The sequence below is a fragment of the Bacillus sp. FH genome (genome assembly GCF_052216825.1).
GTDB lineage: Bacteria > Bacillota > Bacilli > Bacillales > Bacillaceae_G > Bacillus_A > Bacillus_A paranthracis.
Genome location: NZ_JBQOUU010000001.1, coordinates 1,629,168 through 1,646,219 on the forward strand (window position 1 = coordinate 1,629,168; position 17,052 = coordinate 1,646,219).

Genomic DNA, 17,052 nt, shown 5'->3' on the forward strand with positions numbered 1-17,052 from the left:
TTTACCTATATAGCGATTAGTATTTTTCTAATACTAATACATCGTAACCATCTAACATTTTACGACCATCTAAGTAAGTAAGTTCTACTAAGAATGCAATTCCTGCTACAACTCCGCCTAGCTCTTCAACTAGCTTAATTGTCGCTTCGATTGTTCCACCTGTAGCTAATAGATCATCTGTAATTAATACGCGTTGGCCTGGCTTAATTGCATCTTTATGGATTGTTAAAACATCTTTACCATATTCTTTACCGTAGTCAACTGTAATTACTTCACGTGGTAATTTTCCTAATTTACGAACTGGCGCAAATCCTACTTCTAATGCGTAAGAAACTGGGCAACCAATAATAAAGCCACGAGCTTCTGGACCTACTACAAGGTCGATGTCTCTCTCTTTTGCATACTCAACGATTGCATCTGTTGCTGCTTTGTATGCTTTACCGTCGTTCATTAACGGTGTAATGTCTTTAAACACAATACCTTCTTTTGGATAGTCCGGTACAATTGCGATATGTTGCTTGAAATCCATATTTCTGAATCCTCCTCAGATCTAAAAGGTTTGTAAATACAAATCCTTTACCCTAACTGTTCTACTTCTTTATGATTACGAATCGTTTCAAACCATGTATATAGTTGCTGATATGTGCTATAAACCAATTCTTTTTCTAATTGTAAGTGGTTCATTTTCTCACGATATGTGTTCGATTCAATTAAATCACGCTTTTGTTTTTTGTCTGCCATAAAAATGACGCCATCTTTTATTGTAACAAATTCTAACTCAAAAAACACCTGTGTCATGAAATTTACTGTATCTTTTGACCAACCTTTATGTTGACATAGTTGTTCTCCATATTGTCTTAAAGAAAATGGTGATTTTTGGCTCAAGAATGAATAGTACCATTTAAAGTGATCCCTCGTTGGAACAGTACTAAATAAATGATTATTCTCTTGATAAAATAGCGTATAAATTCGCGACGGGAACCCAACTTTAAATAGATCTCGTAATTCATCTGTTCCTTTTGGTAAATCAAGTAACACGATGTATTGCTCATCTAACTCGGTTACTTCTGATGCATGCATCATATGCTCTTTATAGTCTTCTAAAGAAAATTTATGCAATACCTCTTTAGAAAAATACACCATCGTTATTTTTTCTTTCGGAAGTTCTGCTAAATTTGCTTCTACGTTACGCATACTACGCCAATCAAATAATTGCCATGCCTCTACAGCAATATCTTGCACCATTAATTGCGGCTTCTTAAAATTATTCCATTCATTAATAGACGCTTCCCCGATTACAGATACTTTTGCAACTGGAGAAATTTCTTTCGCATACGCTCCAAATCCAAACCCGATTGTATCCAGTGTTGCCTGTCCATCACGAAGAGCCATTTTTAAATGAGAACCGTCTGATCCGATTGCACGAATACTTTCTAACTCCGCATCTTTCACTGCAATACGTGGCTTTGGATTTCCAACACCAAATGGTGCTAACTTTTGCATATCTTCAATTGCTGCAAGTGTTACGTCCTCCACTTTGCAAAAAGCATCGACAGCTGTAATTGGAATAAAATCTTCTTCCGTTAAAATTGTATCTGCCTGTTCATTTAAACGGCGGCGTAATTCATCTACATCATTCATATGTAGCGTCATTCCCGCTGCCATCGGATGTCCTCCGAAGTGTGGCAATAACTCTCTACAATCTGACAAGTTTGCAAACAAATCAAATCCTGCAATACTACGCGCTGAACCTTTTGCAGTTTCTTTTACAGGATCAATGCATAATACAATCGTTGGACGATAAAAACGTTCAACTAATTTAGAAGCGACAATTCCAATTACACCTGGATTCCATCCTTCTTTTGCAAGCACTAATACTTTATTATCTTCAGGAGGGAAATTCGTTTCCACCTCAGCGATAGCTTCTTCTGTAATTTGTTTTACAATATCTTTTCGCAGTTTGTTCAGTTCATCAATTTCTTCAGCCAGCTCTTTCGCTTCTTCCGGATCCTCTGATAATAAAAGATGTACAGCCGGCGTAGCATCTTCTAAACGTCCAACTGCATTAATACGAGGTGCGATTGAGAAGCCAATACTCTCTTCTGTAATTTCACTTTGCGAAACGTTAGCAACTTTAAATAGCGCCTTTAGTCCAATATTTTTCGTCATGCGCATATGTTTTAAACCGCGCTTCACTAGCAATCTATTCTCACCGTGAAGTGATACTAAATCGGCTACCGTACCAATCACTGCAATTTCTAATAAATGTTCTGGTACACGGCCTAGTAGTGCATGTGCAACTTTAAACGCAACACCAACGCCCGCTAAATAGTGAAACGGATACACACCGCCATCTAATTTCGGGTGAATAATCGCAAGTGCTTCTGGCAATTCTGGTGGTGGCTCATGGTGATCTGTAATAATTAGATCTATCCCAAGTTCCTTCGCCACTTTCGCTTCATGTACAGCTGCGATACCAGTATCGACAGTAATAATTAATGAGAATCCTGCGCTATGCGCCCAACGAAATGCTTCTTCGTTTGGTCCATAACCTTCTGTAAAACGGTTTGGGATATAAAATTCTACATCTGCACCTAATTCTTGTAAGGCAAGATATAATACAGTCGTACTACTTACTCCGTCCGCATCGTAGTCACCAAATATTAATATTTGCTCTCCATTTTGAATCGCCTTATTTACACGTTCTACCGTTCTATCCATTCCTTCTAATAAAAATGGATCATGAAATTCTTGATTTTCTGTATTTAAAAAATCTAAAATCTTATCTTCTGTATCTAGTCCTCTACCGAGGAATAACGAAACGACAAGTGGTGATAATTGTAATTTACTTGCTAATTCACTCACTCGCTCGCCATTATATTCTTTTTCTTTCCAACGCGTCTTCGGTTGTAACACGAAATCACCCCTTAACCTGTTCATTATACAAGACAGATTAAGGGGTGACAATATCATGCAAACTACGATGCAATATCTATATACTAAAATGTTAATAATGTTTAATTTGGAGAATACGGATTTATATGTACAAACACATTTTGTACGTTATCTTGTTTCATAAGCGTTTCTTTCACATGCTTTCCAATGCGATGTCCTTCTTCTACAGTAATGTATGGATCTACAGAAACTTTAATATCAACAATAACGTAATGACCATGTTCCCTTGCGTATAACGAGCCGATTTTTTTCACACCATCTATTTGAAGTACGGCTTCTCTAAGCGGAATAACATCTTCCTCATGAAGAACATGATCAAGCGTTGCATGAATTGCTTCTGCCCCAATACTCCATGCCATTTTTGCAACAAGAAGTGAAACAAATAATCCTGCAATTGGATCGGCATACACAAGCCAATCTAACCCGAACTTACCACCAATAATCGCTGCACAAATACCGATTAAAGCTGCAATTGAAGAAAACACATCTGAACGGTGCTCATATGCATTTGCAATAATTGCATCACTATTTACCCTTTTCCCTAATCGGAATTTATATTGAAACATTCCTTCTTTCACGATAATTGAAAGAACGACAGCAAAAATTGTAATCCCTTTCGGCGGTTCTAGTTCCTGTGAAAAAGCTTTTATGGACGAAATCGCTATCTCGATTCCCACAATAAATAATAATACTGCAACAATAATCGCTGAAATCGATTCCGCTTTACCATGACCATACGGATGATCTTCATCGGGCGGCTGCTTTGCTGCTCGTAACCCAAACAGTACAGCTAGCGAACCAATTACATCTGATGCAGAATGCACCGCATCTGCTAATAGCGCTTTACTGTTCCCAATATAACCAATTACCGCCTTTATAATCGCTAATATAATATTACCAACGATCCCGACAATAGCACCAAACTCGGCCTGTTTAAAACGTTCATCTTTTTCCATCATTAAAATCCCTTCTTTTCTTAACCTATCTTTTTATCCCACTTTAATGGGCAGTAAGACCCCTACCTCAAAATTCAGTGAAAGCAAAAAATTTAGGGGGGATCAACTGCCCATAAAAGTCCGATTGGTTCAACTAATAATCAGTGGGGGATGAAGAAAACCCCCACTGATTAAAGTTTCACTTTATTGTAACAAAAACAGCGATAACATCACCACTTTCTTCCATTTCATCATTTCAAAGTAACTATCTTATTGTATCCACAAACGAAAAAAGAGATGCCTCATAAAGAGACATCATCTTTTTTATACTTGCGGTTCAGATTCTACTTTCTCAACCTTTTTCTTGTTTTTGCCCTTTTTCAAACGACGGTTTTCAAGCATTAACCAAATTTGAGAAGCAACGAAAACAGAAGAATACGTACCTACAACTAGTCCAACAAGTAACGCAAACGAGAAGTTACGTAGTGACTCACTACCGAAGATAAGCAGTGCAATTACTGGGAATAACACTGTTAATACGGTGTTAATCGAACGACCAAGCGTTTGGCGAATACTTGCATTTACGATTTCTTCTAAGTCTTTTATATCGCGAACTCGTTTTTTCTGTTTGTATAATTCACGGTTTCTATCAAACGTAACAATTGAGTCATTAATAGAATAACCGATGATTGTTAACACGGCAGCGATAAACGTTAAGTCTACCTCCAATTGGAAAATACTAAATATAACAATCATAACGAATGCATCATGTAATAATGCAAGCACTGCAGATAATGCGTACGTAAATCGGAATCGAATACTTACGTATAAAATGATAACTGCAGAAGCAATTAATACTGCGATAAATGCATTTCTTGCAATTTCTTTACCAATTGTCGGCGAAACTGTACTTACGTTTGGATCTGTACCATATTTATCGTGGAAGAATGTTTTTGTTTTCGCAATTTCATCTTTTGATAGAACACCTAATGTACGAACTGCGAATCCCTTATTGTCATCTCCAGTCGGTACAATGTTTTCTTCCTTCACGTCAATGTTCAATTCTTTAAAATCTTTATGAACATCAGACACAGTAACTGATTGTTTTGATTGCAGGTCGATACGTGTACCACTCGCAAAGTCAATACCAAGATTCATTTTGAAAATTGGTAAAATAATTGCACCTGCAATTACAACTACAATTGAGAAGATAAGGAATTTATGACCGACATTTACAAAGTTAATACGATCAAATTTCGTTGGTGGATGTACTACACCTTTTGTTAACGGAATAATATCCTTTTGTTTCACACCAAAGTATCCTGGTTTTTTATCGAAGTAACGGCTCTTTACAAGTAAACTTAGTAAGAAACGAGTACCGAATACGTTCGTAATAAAACCGACTAAAATACTTACAATTAAACTTGTTGCGAATCCTTTTACAGAGCTATTACCGTAAACGAATAATACACCAGCTGCTGCAAGTGTTGTAATGTTCGCATCTAAAATTGTTGCTAATGAACGATGGTTACCAGCACGGAATGCTGACATCATTGACTTACCAATTTTCAGTTCTTCTTTTAGTCTCTCGTACGTAATAATATTCGCATCAACTGCGATACCTACCCCGAGCACTAACGCCGCAATACCTGGCAACGTCAGAACTGCATGCATCCAGTTAAAGACAAGTAATGTAACGAAAATGTATAGACCTAACATAATAACCGCTACAAGTCCTGGTAAACGGTAGAATACAAGCATAAATAAGAAAATAAGAGCGATACCAATCGCACTAGCGAAAATCGTTTGCTCTAACGCTTGTTGACCAAATTTCGCTCCAACAGATGTTGAATACATTTCTTTTAAATCAACCGGAAGTGCACCTGCGTTTAATAAAGATGAAAGTTGTTTTGCACTTTCAACTGTGAAGTTTCCACCTACGATAGATACTTCAGCTTGGTTAAATACTTGACTTACTGTTGCTGCTGATAAGAATTTCGGATTCGGTTTTGCAGATTCTGCTTTATACGAATCTTTTCCTTCTTCAAAATCAAGCCAAATTACCATTAAATTCGTTGGTGGTGGCATTTTTGAAATTTTCTCAGTTACTTCACGGAATTTTTCAGCGCTTTTTAGTGTAAGACCTACACTCGCACGGCCTTGCTCATCAAATGTTTGCTTCGCTCCGCCGCCTTTTAAATCCGTTCCATCCATAAGAAGGTTGTCATCTACATCACGGAATGTTAATTTCGCTTGTGTTGATAACATTTCACGTGCTTTTTGCTGATCTTGTACACCAGCAAGCTGTACACGAATTCGATCTTGCCCTTCGATTTGAATGTTCGGCTCACTTACACCAAGAACATTGACACGATTTTCAAGAGCACCTACTGTACTTACAAGTACATCTCGATCGATTTTATCACCTTTTTTGGCTGGTTTTACTTCATACAGAATTTCAAAACCACCGCGAAGGTCTAGTCCTAGACTAATTCCTTTTGCTATGTCTTTTCCTGCCGCACCAATTACTCCACCGATTAATAAAACGATGAGGAAAAAGGCGGCAATTCTTGTACCACGCTTTGCCATATGTACCCTCTTTCCGCTACTAACACTTCAAATAAATCTTTTACGATTCACTTTTACACGTGTGCATACGCCTAGTTAGTAGACTTCCTTTCTATAATTTTGCTAGTTCCTCACCAGCTGTGTCGGTAAGTTTTTCACATTACCTACACTTTCATTATTTGTTTTCTCTCTTCACTACCTCCTTTATATATGATCTTAGACATAATTATTTCCTCATTATCAATACCTATCATTATACTGCAAAAGGAAGAACAAACCAATTGCAGTCGGTTATTTATTTTCATATTCATCAAATGACCAAAGCGGAGCTTGATATGCTTCAACAGTTAAATACGTCATATATTCATTAGCTGTTACTGTTAATACGTCATTAACTAATTCATACAATCTAACGTCACTGTCTATCTTCTTCCACTTTTTCACTTTAAGAAACTTCCAAATGTCATCATCTGTTACTCGGTCGTAGCCGAACATTTGGAACTCTTCTACTTTACTTTCTAAAACGACTTGTAACTGTCCGCGGTATGATTCTACCAAAGCCTCTCTATCTAACATATATAACATCTCCTTCTTATTTCAGCACGAAAAGTCGCTTTTAATCCCGCTCTAATGGACAGCAATAACTACTTTCAAGAGTACTCTCTTAAATGCTTGTCATTCTTGTCTCGTACGTGCATATAAATTATTGTAAATCATTCCACTGATTTTGAGAAGGTAGGAGAAGACCATGACGAGACAAAGCTTTTTAAAAGGCGCATTTATTTTAATGATAGCCGGCTTTATTACCAAAATTCTAGGATTTATTAATCGTATTGTAATGGCACGTATTTTAGGAGAAGAAGGCGTTGGCCTTTATATGATGGCCGTCCCTACATTTATTCTAGCAATTACATTAACACAAATCGGTCTTCCTGTCGCAATCGCAAAATTTGTAGCAGAAGCAGAAGCTGTGAATGATAAACAAAAAGTTAAAAAAATATTAACAGTATCATTAGCTGTTACATCTGTTATTAGTATCATTTTAACAATTGGAATTATGCTCCTCACACCTATTTTAGCAAAAACATTATTAACTGATGAACGAACGTACTATCCATTAATGGCCATTTTGCCTGTCGTTCCTGTTATTGCTGTTTCTTCTGTTTTACGTGGCTATTTCCAAGGGAAACAAAATATGAAACCTAGCGCTTACGCCCAAGTGATAGAACAAATTGTCCGCATTACCATTATCGCTATATGTATTCAATTATTTTTACCTTACGGCGTAGAATATGCTGCAGCTGGCGCTATGTTATCAGCCGTTCTCGGTGAAGTGGCATCGTTATTATTTTTACTTACTTTATTCCAGCGCGAAAAACATTTATCTATACGCTCTGGATTTTTCACTACTGTAAAGGAGAGCAAAGGAACATTTTATTCTCTTATGGATATTGCACTTCCAACTACAGGAAGTCGTTTAATCGGTTCCGTTTCCTATTTTTTTGAACCTATCGTCGTTATGCAAAGCTTAGCGATTGCCGGAGTTGCTGCCTCCGTCGCAACTCAGCAATACGGTATATTAAACGGGTATGCATTCCCGCTTCTTTCACTACCAGCCTTTATTACATACGCTCTTTCGACAGCACTCGTTCCATCAATTAGCGAGGCAATGGCAAAAAGACAACATAAATTAGTAGAACACCGCTTACAACAAGCTCTTCGAATCTCACTCATTACTGGCGGGTGGTCAGTCGTTATATTATACGTATTTGCTTCTCCTGTTTTAACTCTTATGTATGGGTCGGATAGTGCAACAGCGTTCATCCAGCTTCTTGCACCTTGCTTTTTATTTCATTATTTTCAAAGTCCACTTACCTCTGTCTTACAAGCTTTAAACTTAGCACGTGCGGCCATGATGAATACATTTATTGGTGCAATCGTGAAATTAATCGTTATTTTTGTACTAGCTTCAAGGCCAGAGTTTCAAATGATGGGGGTTGCCCTTGCAATTGCAGCAAATATCGTAACAGTAACATTTCTTCATTATGCTACTGTTTTAAAGAAAATTACATTTACCATTTACGCAAAAGACTATATTTTTGGCGGACTTGCCATCGGTATCGCAGGCTCCTTCGTTTTTTACCTTCATAAGTATATAGTTTTCTCTCATTCACTTGGCGTACAAACATTATGGGAAATCACTTTAACAACACTCGTTTATATTGTGCTCCTCTTCATTTTCAAGCTCATTCGAAAAGAAGAGTTAAGTCGTCTCCCTATCATTCGAAAACTTTCATTTTTGAAGTAAATAGGCTTACTATTCCATATAGTAAGCCTCTAGTTTTCTTTCAAATCAACAAAAAATTTTCCATTTTGAAAACTACAGTATAAAATTTGTGTTACATCGTTATAGCCTAAGTTTTTTAATTTTTCAACAAGCCACTCGTCTGTATGTTCAATCATTTGTAAATGATTCGATTGAATTTCTCCATCGATAATAAGGGGAAGAGTAAACTGCAATGCATCCTGCCCGCCTTTTTGTTTTTGAAAGACAGATAACTTCCCAGATGGTTCTAAAATAGCGTATTCTACATCCCTAATATCTCCGACTCCCTGCTCTCTTAATTGCATCATTAAATCATCTATATTATATCGCTGGTTTCTCATCTTTTTCCCATCAATTTTTCCAGCATTAATAATGATTGCTGGTTCTCCTTCTATTAAATGCCGAAATCGTTGAAACTTTAAAGAAATGACAGACAAAATGATCTGTATACACATAAGAAAGACCATCGGAACTAATTGATGCCAAAGTGATTTATCCGTATTTTCAATTGCGACTACAGCCATTTCACCAAGCATAATGAATACGACTAAATCTAATACACTTAATTCTCCTATCTCACGTTTACCCATAAGACGAAAAATAATTAAGATGATAATATACAACAGCATCGTCCGGCCAATTACTGATACCCATTCCATTTTTACATCTCCTTTTTACGTATAGACTCCCCTATAAAAAAGAAAATAGTCTAACTTAGGCAAAAGGAAAATATGCTTGTATTAAAAAGGGGGAATGTATAAATGGATGGAACAAAAAAATTATCAACTGCAATCGGCTTCGGTATCGTTATCCTATTAATTCTCGCAACAGTTACTAGCATGATTATGGCTCTTTTATTAAAATTTACAGATATGAATGAAGGAACATTAGCTGTTACTATTTTTATACTAGCACTTTTATCTATGCTTATATCTGGGTTTACTGCCGGCAAAAAAGCACAAGGGAAAGGTTGGCTAGTAGGCTTCTCAACAGGACTTACATTCACTATACTTGTTTTTCTAGTTAACTATTTAGGCTTCTCTCAAACTTTATCGAACTCGCAGTTACTTTACCAATTAGCATTAATGGGCGCGAGTACACTTGGTGGCATTTTCGGTGTAAATATGTCCAAACAAAATAACTAAAAAAAGGCCCTGCACATTTCATGCAGGGCCTTCCTCATTAGTTTTTCACAACTTCACGAATCGCATTACGATCGAAAGTTAAGTGTGAACCGCCAGATTTAATAACGATTTTCGTCTCATCTACTGATTCAATTGTACCGTGTAAACCACCGATTGTTACGATAGCATCACCTTTTTTTAACTCACTTTGCATTTGAGCAACTGCTTTTTGACGTTTTTGTTGCGGGCGAATTAATAAGAAATAGAAAATCGCAAACATCGCAACGATCATAACGATATTCATCATACCTGGATTCATCTTTTGTTCCTCCTTTTAAATTATGTATTAGAAGTTTTTAGCATTCGGTTTATTAAAGCCATACTGTTCAAAGAATTCTTCGCGGAAATCGCCAAGACGGTCTTCACGAATAGCTTGTCTCACCTGCTCCATTAAGTTTAACAGAAAATGAAGGTTGTGATAAGACGTTAAACGAATTCCGAACGTTTCATCACATTTCATTAAGTGACGAATGTACGCACGAGAGTAATTTTTACATGTATAGCAATCACAGTTTGGATCAAGCGGACCGAAATCTCTTGCGAATTTCGCATTTTTGACAACAAGGCGGCCTTCACTTGTCATACATGTACCATTTCGAGCGATACGAGTTGGAAGTACGCAGTCAAACATATCAATACCACGAATTGCACCATCGATTAACGAGTCAGGAGAACCTACTCCCATTAAGTAACGTGGCTTATTATCTGGAAGAAGTGGCGTTGTAAACTCAAGTACACGGTTCATAATATCTTTCGGCTCACCTACAGATAAACCACCTACCGCATAACCAGGGAAGTCCATTGAAACAAGGTCTTTTGCACTTTGGCGACGAAGCTCTTCGAACTCCCCACCCTGTACAATACCGAATAAACCTTGATCTTGTGGACGTTCATGTGCTTTTAAGCAACGCTCTGCCCAGCGGCTTGTACGCTCTACAGATTTCTTCATATATTCAAAAGTAGCTGGGAATGGTGGACACTCATCAAATGCCATCATAATATCTGAACCTAATGCATTTTGAATTTCCATCGCTTTTTCTGGTGATAAGAATAATTTATCTCCATTTAAGTGGTTACGGAAATGAACGCCTTCCTCTTCAATGCGACGGAAGTCACTTAAACTGAATACTTGGAAACCACCAGAGTCCGTTAAGATTGCACGATCCCAGTTCATAAATTTATGCAAACCGCCTGCTTCACGAATGATTTCGTGACCTGGACGTAGCCATAAATGATACGTATTACTTAAAATAATGCCAGAATCCATTGCTTTTAATTCTTCTGGTGACATTGTCTTAACTGTTGCAAGCGTACCAACTGGCATAAATGTTGGTGTATCAAATGAACCGTGTGGCGTATGTACACGTCCTAAACGGGCACCTGTTTGTTTACAAGTTTTAATAAATTCATAACGAATTGCTGTCATAATTTACTCCTTTTATTTGTTTCCCATTTTAGCGTGAGAGGCAACGAACATTGCATCACCAAAGCTAAAGAAACGATATTTTTCTTTTACTGCTTCATTATAAGCATGAAGTACATTATCTCTGTTTGCAAATGCACTTACAAGCATAATTAATGTTGATTTCGGTAAATGGAAGTTTGTAATTAAACCATCAATTGCTTTAAATTCGTAACCTGGGTACATAAAAATGTCTGTCCAGCCAGAAGCAGCACAAAGCTTGCCGTCATGATCTGTCGCAATTGTTTCTAACGTACGAGTTGAAGTCGTACCTACCGTAATAATACGTCCACCATTCTCTCTTACACGGTTTAATAATGCCGCCGTCTCTTCAGACATATGGTAATATTCTGCGTGCATATGGTGTTCTTCAATTGTATCAGCAGAAACTGGTCTAAATGTTCCAAGCCCTACGTGAAGTGTAATAAATGCTAACTCAACGCCTTTTTGTTTTAACTTTTCCAGTAACTCTTCTGTAAAATGAAGTCCTGCAGTCGGCGCTGCTGCTGAACCGATTTCTTTCGCATATACTGTTTGATAGCGATCGCGATCTTCTAGCGTCTCTTTAATATATGGAGGAAGTGGCATTTCTCCAAGTTCATCTAAAATTTCATAGAAGATGCCGTCATATGAAAATTCAAGCTGACGTCCACCTTGATCTGCAGTTCCTGTGCAAGTTGCTTTTAATTTCCCTTCGCCAAAAGAGATAACAGTTCCTTCTTTTACACGTTTCGCTGGCTTAACAAGCGTCTCCCACTTATCGCCTTCTTCTTGTTTTAAAAGAAGTACTTCAATGTGTGCGCCTGTATCTTCTTTCACACCATGCAGACGAGCAGGCATTACTTTCGTTTCATTTAAAACTAAGCAATCCCCCTCATGTAAGTAAGAAAGAATGTCTGTAAAATGTTTATGCTCAATATCGCCTGTTTCACGGTCTAACACCATTAATCTTGATGTTTCACGCTCTTCTAATGGGACTTGTGCAATAAGTTCTTCTGGTAAATGAAAATCAAACAGATTAATATCCATAACTATATCCACCTATTTCTTATTTGAATCGATTTATTATATACATAATAAAAGATAATACAATACTTAACACAATACATGTAATGATAGGAAAATAAAAGGTAACGTTTCCTTTTTTCACAAAAATATCGCCTGGAAGTCTTCCAATGAACTTCCAAGCTAAGCCAACAACGATAAGTAAGATCCCTGCTGTAATAAGCAATTTTGGCATCTCCGTCATACTTTTGGCATCTCCATTCCGAAATGCTCATATGCAAGTGGCGTTACAATTCGCCCCCTTGGCGTTCGTTGTAAAAAGCCAATTTGTAATAAATACGGCTCATACACATCTTCAATCGTATGAGATTCTTCTCCAATCGTTGCCGAAACCGTTTCTAATCCAACTGGACCACCACGGAACTTCTCAATAATACCAAGCAATAATTTATGGTCAATATGATCTAGACCTAATTTATCTACTTGCAGTAGTTCTAACGCCATTTGTGTAATTTCCATCGTAACCGTTCCGTTACCCCGAACTTGTGCGAAATCTCGTACACGTCGTAATAAACGATTCGCAATACGAGGTGTACCACGAGCACGTCTTGCAATTTCTAGTGCAGCTAACGAATCAATTTCAACTTCAAATACTTCTGCTGTACGTTCCACAATCGCAGAAAGCTGATCTACTGTGTAATACTCTAATCTTGAAAGTACACCGAAACGGTCACGTAATGGCGCTGATAATGCTCCCGCACGCGTCGTTGATCCAACTAATGTAAATGGCGGTAAATCTAAACGTACAGACCTTGCTGACGGTCCTTTTCCAATGACAATATCAAGGCAAAAATCTTCCATCGCAGGATATAGTACTTCTTCAATTGATCTATGCAAACGATGAATTTCATCAATAAATAATACATCCCCTGGTTGAAGCGATGTTAATACAGCTGCTAAATCACCTGGCCTTTCAATTGCCGGTCCTGAAGTTGTTCTAACATTTACGCCCATTTCATTGGCAATAATATTCGCAAGCGTCGTTTTACCAAGACCTGGTGGTCCATATAAAAGCACGTGATCTAACGTTTCTTCACGCATTTTCGCCGCTTCAATAAACACCTCTAAATTATGTTTCGCTTTATCTTGGCCAATATACTGACGGAGCGTCTGTGGCCGTAATGAATATTCTAAATCCGCATCTTCATATGCAGATTCCCCTGAAAGGAGACGTTCGTCCATTATACTCACCTCTTACCATTTAGTAAAAGACTAAGTGCCTTTTTAATATACTGATCCGTCGTTAATGATTCTTTTAATAACTCTGGTACAACGCGAGAAACTTCTCGTTCCGCGTATCCAAGTGCGCGCAGAGCTTCCAGCGCCTCATCAAGCTCAGCTGACGAACCTTTCTTCTCATCAAAACGTTCTTCGTCTGAGAATAAATCAACAAATGCATCTGGTACAACGTCTGCTAGTTTTCCTTTTAAATCTAAAATCATTTGGCGCGCTGTTTTCTTTCCTACGCCCGGGAACTTCACTAAAAACTTCTCGTCCTCATGTTCAATTGCTTGAACGACCTGTCCTGTTTGACCAGAAGCTAATATTGCAAGAGCGCCTTTTGGTCCAATACCAGACACACCTAACAACTTTGTAAATAATAAACGCTCTTCACGTGTTTTAAACCCGTAAAGCGCCATAATATCTTCTCTCACATAATGATATGTATAGACACGGATTTCTTGCTTACTTCTTTGAAATACATACGGATTCGGTGTGAAAATTTGATAACCAATTCCATTATGATCAATTACGACATATTCCGGTCCTACATACTCCACGTAACCTGTAACATATTCAAACAAAATACGATCTCTCCCTCTTAAATCATGTATTCCATTTTAACATATTTAATGATAGAAAAGCGAGACTGCCCCAACAAATGTTCTCTATTTGAAACTTCTGTTATTTTCATTGACAGAAAGGTTAAAGCACATTAATATACAGAGGTCGATAATGATTATCAATACTAATTAAAGGGGTTACATCAGGATGAAACGTAAGCTATTTATTTTATTTACTATTATGCTAGTTGTTCTTTCTATCGTTGGCTGTTCTTCTCAAAAAGAAGAATCAAAAGCAAAAGAACAACCGAAAACAAAAGTTGTAAAACATGCTAAAGGGGAAGCTACAATTCCAGTAAATCCAAAGAGAATTGTTGATTTATCGGGCTCAACAGAAGAATTATTACTTCTTGGACACAAACCTGTTGGTACAGCAAATACATATAAAGATAAAATCCAAAAGCATTTGACAGAAAAGCTAGACGGAGTAAAAGCAGTAGGTTGGTATTGGGCACCTAAAGTTGATTTAGAAGCTGTTACTGCTTTAAAACCAGACTTAATTATTTTGAACAATCGTCAATTAAAAATTTATGATCAACTAGAAAAAGTAGCACCGACAGTTGTTCTAGAAACAAACTTAGAAGACTGGCGCGGTAAGTTTAAAGAAGTAGGTAAACTATTTGACGAAGAAAAGAAAGCCGACAAATGGATTGCAGACTACGATAAAAAAGCCGACTCTTTATCTAAAAAGATTAAAGAGAAAACAAAAGATGAGAGCTTTATGTTCATCGCAGTTACACCACAAAACTTCCGTGTATACGGTAGCTTCGGGTACGGTGACATCATCTTTAACGACTTAAAACTTCCAGCAACAAAAGGTACAGATTTAAAACAAACGATGGCGCAAGTATCGCTAGAGGGTCTTGTTGCATTCCAACCTGACCAAATGTTTATTGTAAACTTTGGCGGTGAAGCTGATAAAGTTTACGAAGACTACAAAAACAGTGCCGTTTGGAAAGACAATAGAGCTGTAAAAAACAATCACGTATATGAAGTATCAAACGAAATCTTCAATACGAAAGCTTTCAATCCAATCGGAAAAGATATGCTAATCGATGAAATCGCAAAACAAATTTTAGATAAAAATAAATAAGAAAAAAAGCAGCTCACCATGAGCTGCTTTTTTTCTTATTTTGCACTGCATATTGTTTCATTTTTTCAATCGTCTTCACAAAACCTTCTTTTGATTTAATACGAATACCACGTTTCAATTTCGCACGCTCATAACTCTCAAGCTTTTTCATATCAATTTGAAAGAAGGAATGAATCGCATTATCGCTTTTCGGTACACCTTTGAAAATTTGTAATATCCCTTCCTCTGACACTCCAAAATAACCGCTCGTTTTTAATAACGGAGAAATATCGTCAACTTTCTTTTGTAATACGATTTGTACATCATCACGATCAACGAGCTGCCATTCTTTATATTGCTGTAAAAACTTTTCTAAGTCTGCTACTTTTTCTGTAAAGATTTCCTCACTTACTTCTCCATCAACATACATTCGCTCTAATAAAATTGTAACTTGAGGGTCTTTCTCTGTTACTTCTGGTACTGGCCCTTCCGCCTTCGCATTCGTTCCATAAACGAAACAAAACATCATAACGAAAGCTTGCATCGCAATCAGTATCCATTTCATTTCCGTTCACCTCTTTTAGGCAAGATCATACTTTCATTAGTAGTTTTTCCGGAAATGGGGGTTTTATCCCTAATTCATAGATTACTCTCATTAAGACTTATAGAGTCCAATGATTTCTACCTATTTCGAAACATATTGATTACTTGAAAGCTTTTTTATATCTTTATTGGATTGTACCGTCGCTATATAGACTCCAATTAATACGATTGCCATTCCAACTATCTGTTGCCACGTAACAGCTGCTCCATATAGGACAACTGATATACAAGTAGCTACAATAGGAGTTAGATTTAAATACATACTCGCTTTGCTTGCACCTAACTCTTCTACTCCTTTATTAAACACAATATATCCAATTAACGTCCCGCATATGACCATATACAACATTTCTATCCATCCCTGTAAAGAAAACGTCCCAACCTTTCCCCATCCATCTTCATATAGAGAAAGGCCTGCTAAAAACCCAGTACCCAATACCGTCATACTCATTGTAGTTAATAAAGGGGAGACACCACTCATAACTTTTTTCCTGTTAAGCTATATAACACCCCACAGATTAAAGCAGCTATAAATAAAAGATCGCCCTTATTAAATGACAAAGACATAAGTGTATTTATTGAACCGCTCGTAATAACAACTATTACACCGATAAGAGACAACATTAAACTTATTCCGACTTTTATACTCCAAGACTCTTTAAAAAATAATATTGCTCCTAAGGTTACAAAAACGGGCATTGTAGCAATAATAAGCGAGCCATTCAAAGTGGAAGTATAGTTAAGTCCCATAAAGAAAAAAACATTGTAGCCAAAAATACCTGTTAATGATACAAATAACAGCCCTTTCCAATTCTTTAATAACAAACTTGTATTCCACTCAGATTTCATAAAAACTATGCCCATTAAAATACAACCCGCTAAACCAAAACGAATTGTTGCCGCTGTAATCGGTGGAATTTCAGTAATAACATGCTCTGCTGTTGCAAAAGAGCCACCCCAAAATAAAGGAACAAGTAACATAATGACATACATACGATTTATTTTTTTCATTTTTATTACCCCTTTCAAGTAAACAAG

At 37.1% G+C, this 17,052-nt stretch carries 16 protein-coding genes and 1 pseudogene; 3 read left to right on the plus strand and 14 right to left on the minus strand.

Features of this window, described 5'->3' with window-relative positions:
* Nucleotides 1–16: 16 nt before the first annotated feature.
* The 5 genes from ACTT1L_RS08680 to ACTT1L_RS08700 all read right to left on the minus strand — a co-directional run bounded on the left by ACTT1L_RS08680 (nucleotide 17) and on the right by ACTT1L_RS08700 (nucleotide 7,034).
* On the minus strand, nucleotides 17–529 hold the full coding sequence (locus ACTT1L_RS08680) for an adenine phosphoribosyltransferase (RefSeq protein WP_000346214.1): 513 nt from the start codon (nucleotides 527–529) through the stop codon (nucleotides 17–19).
* 47 nt (nucleotides 530–576) lie between these two features.
* Nucleotides 577–2,916: a single-stranded-DNA-specific exonuclease RecJ gene (recJ, locus tag ACTT1L_RS08685; protein WP_000941265.1), complete on the minus strand. Its 2,340-nt coding sequence runs from the start codon at nucleotides 2,914–2,916 to the stop codon at nucleotides 577–579.
* Between the two features lie 101 nt (nucleotides 2,917–3,017).
* Nucleotides 3,018–3,911, minus strand: coding sequence for a cation diffusion facilitator family transporter (locus ACTT1L_RS08690; protein ID WP_033674155.1), 894 nt, complete (start codon nucleotides 3,909–3,911; stop codon nucleotides 3,018–3,020).
* Between the two features lie 303 nt (nucleotides 3,912–4,214).
* Entirely contained in the window at nucleotides 4,215–6,479 is a 2,265-nt protein-coding gene (gene secDF, locus ACTT1L_RS08695; RefSeq protein ID WP_001119080.1) for a protein translocase subunit SecDF, read from the minus strand.
* A 270-nt stretch (nucleotides 6,480–6,749) separates the two neighbouring features.
* Complete coding sequence (locus ACTT1L_RS08700; protein ID WP_000886980.1) at nucleotides 6,750–7,034, minus strand: post-transcriptional regulator; 285 nt, start codon at nucleotides 7,032–7,034, stop codon at nucleotides 6,750–6,752.
* A 172-nt stretch (nucleotides 7,035–7,206) separates the two neighbouring features.
* Here ACTT1L_RS08700 and spoVB point away from each other — a divergent pair, with 172 nt between their 5' ends.
* The gene (spoVB, locus tag ACTT1L_RS08705; protein ID WP_442821871.1) at nucleotides 7,207–8,766 is read left to right on the plus strand and encodes a stage V sporulation protein B; all 1,560 of its coding nucleotides are present in this window, start codon (nucleotides 7,207–7,209) and stop codon (nucleotides 8,764–8,766) included.
* A 29-nt stretch (nucleotides 8,767–8,795) separates the two neighbouring features.
* On the opposite strand, the gene ACTT1L_RS08710 is transcribed toward spoVB, so the two are convergent.
* Nucleotides 8,796–9,443 carry a DUF421 domain-containing protein gene (locus ACTT1L_RS08710; RefSeq protein ID WP_000455393.1) on the minus strand — a complete coding sequence of 216 codons (648 nt, stop codon included), beginning with the start codon at nucleotides 9,441–9,443 and terminating at the stop codon, nucleotides 8,796–8,798.
* 102 nt (nucleotides 9,444–9,545) lie between these two features.
* Here ACTT1L_RS08710 and ACTT1L_RS08715 point away from each other — a divergent pair, with 102 nt between their 5' ends.
* Nucleotides 9,546–9,929, plus strand: a complete 384-nt coding sequence (locus ACTT1L_RS08715) for a TIGR04086 family membrane protein (RefSeq protein ID WP_000349147.1) — start codon at nucleotides 9,546–9,548, stop codon at nucleotides 9,927–9,929.
* A gap of 37 nt (nucleotides 9,930–9,966) precedes the next feature.
* On the opposite strand, the gene yajC is transcribed toward ACTT1L_RS08715, so the two are convergent.
* Genes yajC through ruvA form a run of 6 tightly spaced genes read right to left on the minus strand, consistent with a single transcriptional unit; the run spans nucleotide 9,967 to nucleotide 14,300 of the window.
* Nucleotides 9,967–10,227 (minus strand): preprotein translocase subunit YajC, encoded by a 261-nt coding sequence (gene yajC / locus ACTT1L_RS08720; RefSeq protein WP_001068066.1) that lies wholly within the window; start codon nucleotides 10,225–10,227, stop codon nucleotides 9,967–9,969.
* Between the two features lie 27 nt (nucleotides 10,228–10,254).
* Nucleotides 10,255–11,394 (minus strand): tRNA guanosine(34) transglycosylase Tgt, encoded by a 1,140-nt coding sequence (tgt, locus tag ACTT1L_RS08725; protein ID WP_000125362.1) that lies wholly within the window; start codon nucleotides 11,392–11,394, stop codon nucleotides 10,255–10,257.
* A gap of 12 nt (nucleotides 11,395–11,406) precedes the next feature.
* A complete protein-coding gene (gene queA / locus ACTT1L_RS08730) occupies nucleotides 11,407–12,459 on the minus strand; it encodes a tRNA preQ1(34) S-adenosylmethionine ribosyltransferase-isomerase QueA (RefSeq protein WP_000354031.1) in 1,053 nt (350 codons plus the stop codon).
* 19 nt (nucleotides 12,460–12,478) lie between these two features.
* The gene (locus ACTT1L_RS08735) at nucleotides 12,479–12,679 is read right to left on the minus strand and encodes a DUF2905 domain-containing protein (RefSeq protein WP_000138162.1); all 201 of its coding nucleotides are present in this window, start codon (nucleotides 12,677–12,679) and stop codon (nucleotides 12,479–12,481) included.
* The gene (gene ruvB, locus ACTT1L_RS08740; RefSeq protein WP_442821872.1) at nucleotides 12,676–13,677 is read right to left on the minus strand and encodes a Holliday junction branch migration DNA helicase RuvB; all 1,002 of its coding nucleotides are present in this window, start codon (nucleotides 13,675–13,677) and stop codon (nucleotides 12,676–12,678) included. The genes ACTT1L_RS08735 and ruvB overlap by 4 nt, the downstream gene beginning before the upstream one ends.
* A gap of 5 nt (nucleotides 13,678–13,682) precedes the next feature.
* The gene (ruvA, locus tag ACTT1L_RS08745) at nucleotides 13,683–14,300 is read right to left on the minus strand and encodes a Holliday junction DNA helicase RuvA (RefSeq protein WP_000464508.1); all 618 of its coding nucleotides are present in this window, start codon (nucleotides 14,298–14,300) and stop codon (nucleotides 13,683–13,685) included.
* A 187-nt stretch (nucleotides 14,301–14,487) separates the two neighbouring features.
* Between ruvA and ACTT1L_RS08750 the strand changes: the two genes are divergently transcribed.
* Nucleotides 14,488–15,432, plus strand: a complete 945-nt coding sequence (locus tag ACTT1L_RS08750) for an iron-hydroxamate ABC transporter substrate-binding protein (protein ID WP_000823601.1) — start codon at nucleotides 14,488–14,490, stop codon at nucleotides 15,430–15,432.
* Nucleotides 15,433–15,445: 13 nt separating this feature from the next.
* Here the strand turns inward: ACTT1L_RS08750 and ACTT1L_RS08755 are convergent, their stop codons facing one another.
* Nucleotides 15,446–15,976, minus strand: a complete 531-nt coding sequence (locus ACTT1L_RS08755) for a BofC C-terminal domain-containing protein (RefSeq protein ID WP_000871180.1) — start codon at nucleotides 15,974–15,976, stop codon at nucleotides 15,446–15,448.
* A gap of 120 nt (nucleotides 15,977–16,096) precedes the next feature.
* Nucleotides 16,097–17,025, minus strand: a pseudogene (locus tag ACTT1L_RS08760) (DMT family transporter).
* Nucleotides 17,026–17,052: the final 27 nt, after the last annotated feature.

Excerpts from the sequence above, each read along its gene's own strand:
- ACTT1L_RS08710 (WP_000455393.1), bottom strand. The coding sequence starts at position 9,443 with ATGGAATGGGTATCAGTAATTGGCCGGACGATGCTGTTGTATATTATC.
- yajC (WP_001068066.1), bottom strand. The coding sequence starts at position 10,227 with ATGAATCCAGGTATGATGAATATCGTTATGATCGTTGCGATGTTTGCG.
- ACTT1L_RS08690 (WP_033674155.1), bottom strand. The coding sequence starts at position 3,911 with ATGGAAAAAGATGAACGTTTTAAACAGGCCGAGTTTGGTGCTATTGTC.
- ACTT1L_RS08680 (WP_000346214.1), bottom strand. The coding sequence starts at position 529 with ATGGATTTCAAGCAACATATCGCAATTGTACCGGACTATCCAAAAGAA.
- ACTT1L_RS08755 (WP_000871180.1), bottom strand. The coding sequence starts at position 15,976 with ATGAAATGGATACTGATTGCGATGCAAGCTTTCGTTATGATGTTTTGT.
- spoVB (WP_442821871.1), top strand. The coding sequence starts at position 7,207 with ATGACGAGACAAAGCTTTTTAAAAGGCGCATTTATTTTAATGATAGCC.
- ACTT1L_RS08735 (WP_000138162.1), bottom strand. The coding sequence starts at position 12,679 with ATGACGGAGATGCCAAAATTGCTTATTACAGCAGGGATCTTACTTATC.
- ruvB (WP_442821872.1), bottom strand. The coding sequence starts at position 13,677 with ATGGACGAACGTCTCCTTTCAGGGGAATCTGCATATGAAGATGCGGAT.
- queA (WP_000354031.1), bottom strand. The coding sequence starts at position 12,459 with ATGGATATTAATCTGTTTGATTTTCATTTACCAGAAGAACTTATTGCA.
- tgt (WP_000125362.1), bottom strand. The coding sequence starts at position 11,394 with ATGACAGCAATTCGTTATGAATTTATTAAAACTTGTAAACAAACAGGT.
- ACTT1L_RS08700 (WP_000886980.1), bottom strand. The coding sequence starts at position 7,034 with ATGTTAGATAGAGAGGCTTTGGTAGAATCATACCGCGGACAGTTACAA.
- ACTT1L_RS08750 (WP_000823601.1), top strand. The coding sequence starts at position 14,488 with ATGAAACGTAAGCTATTTATTTTATTTACTATTATGCTAGTTGTTCTT.
- secDF (WP_001119080.1), bottom strand. The coding sequence starts at position 6,479 with ATGGCAAAGCGTGGTACAAGAATTGCCGCCTTTTTCCTCATCGTTTTA.
- ACTT1L_RS08715 (WP_000349147.1), top strand. The coding sequence starts at position 9,546 with ATGGATGGAACAAAAAAATTATCAACTGCAATCGGCTTCGGTATCGTT.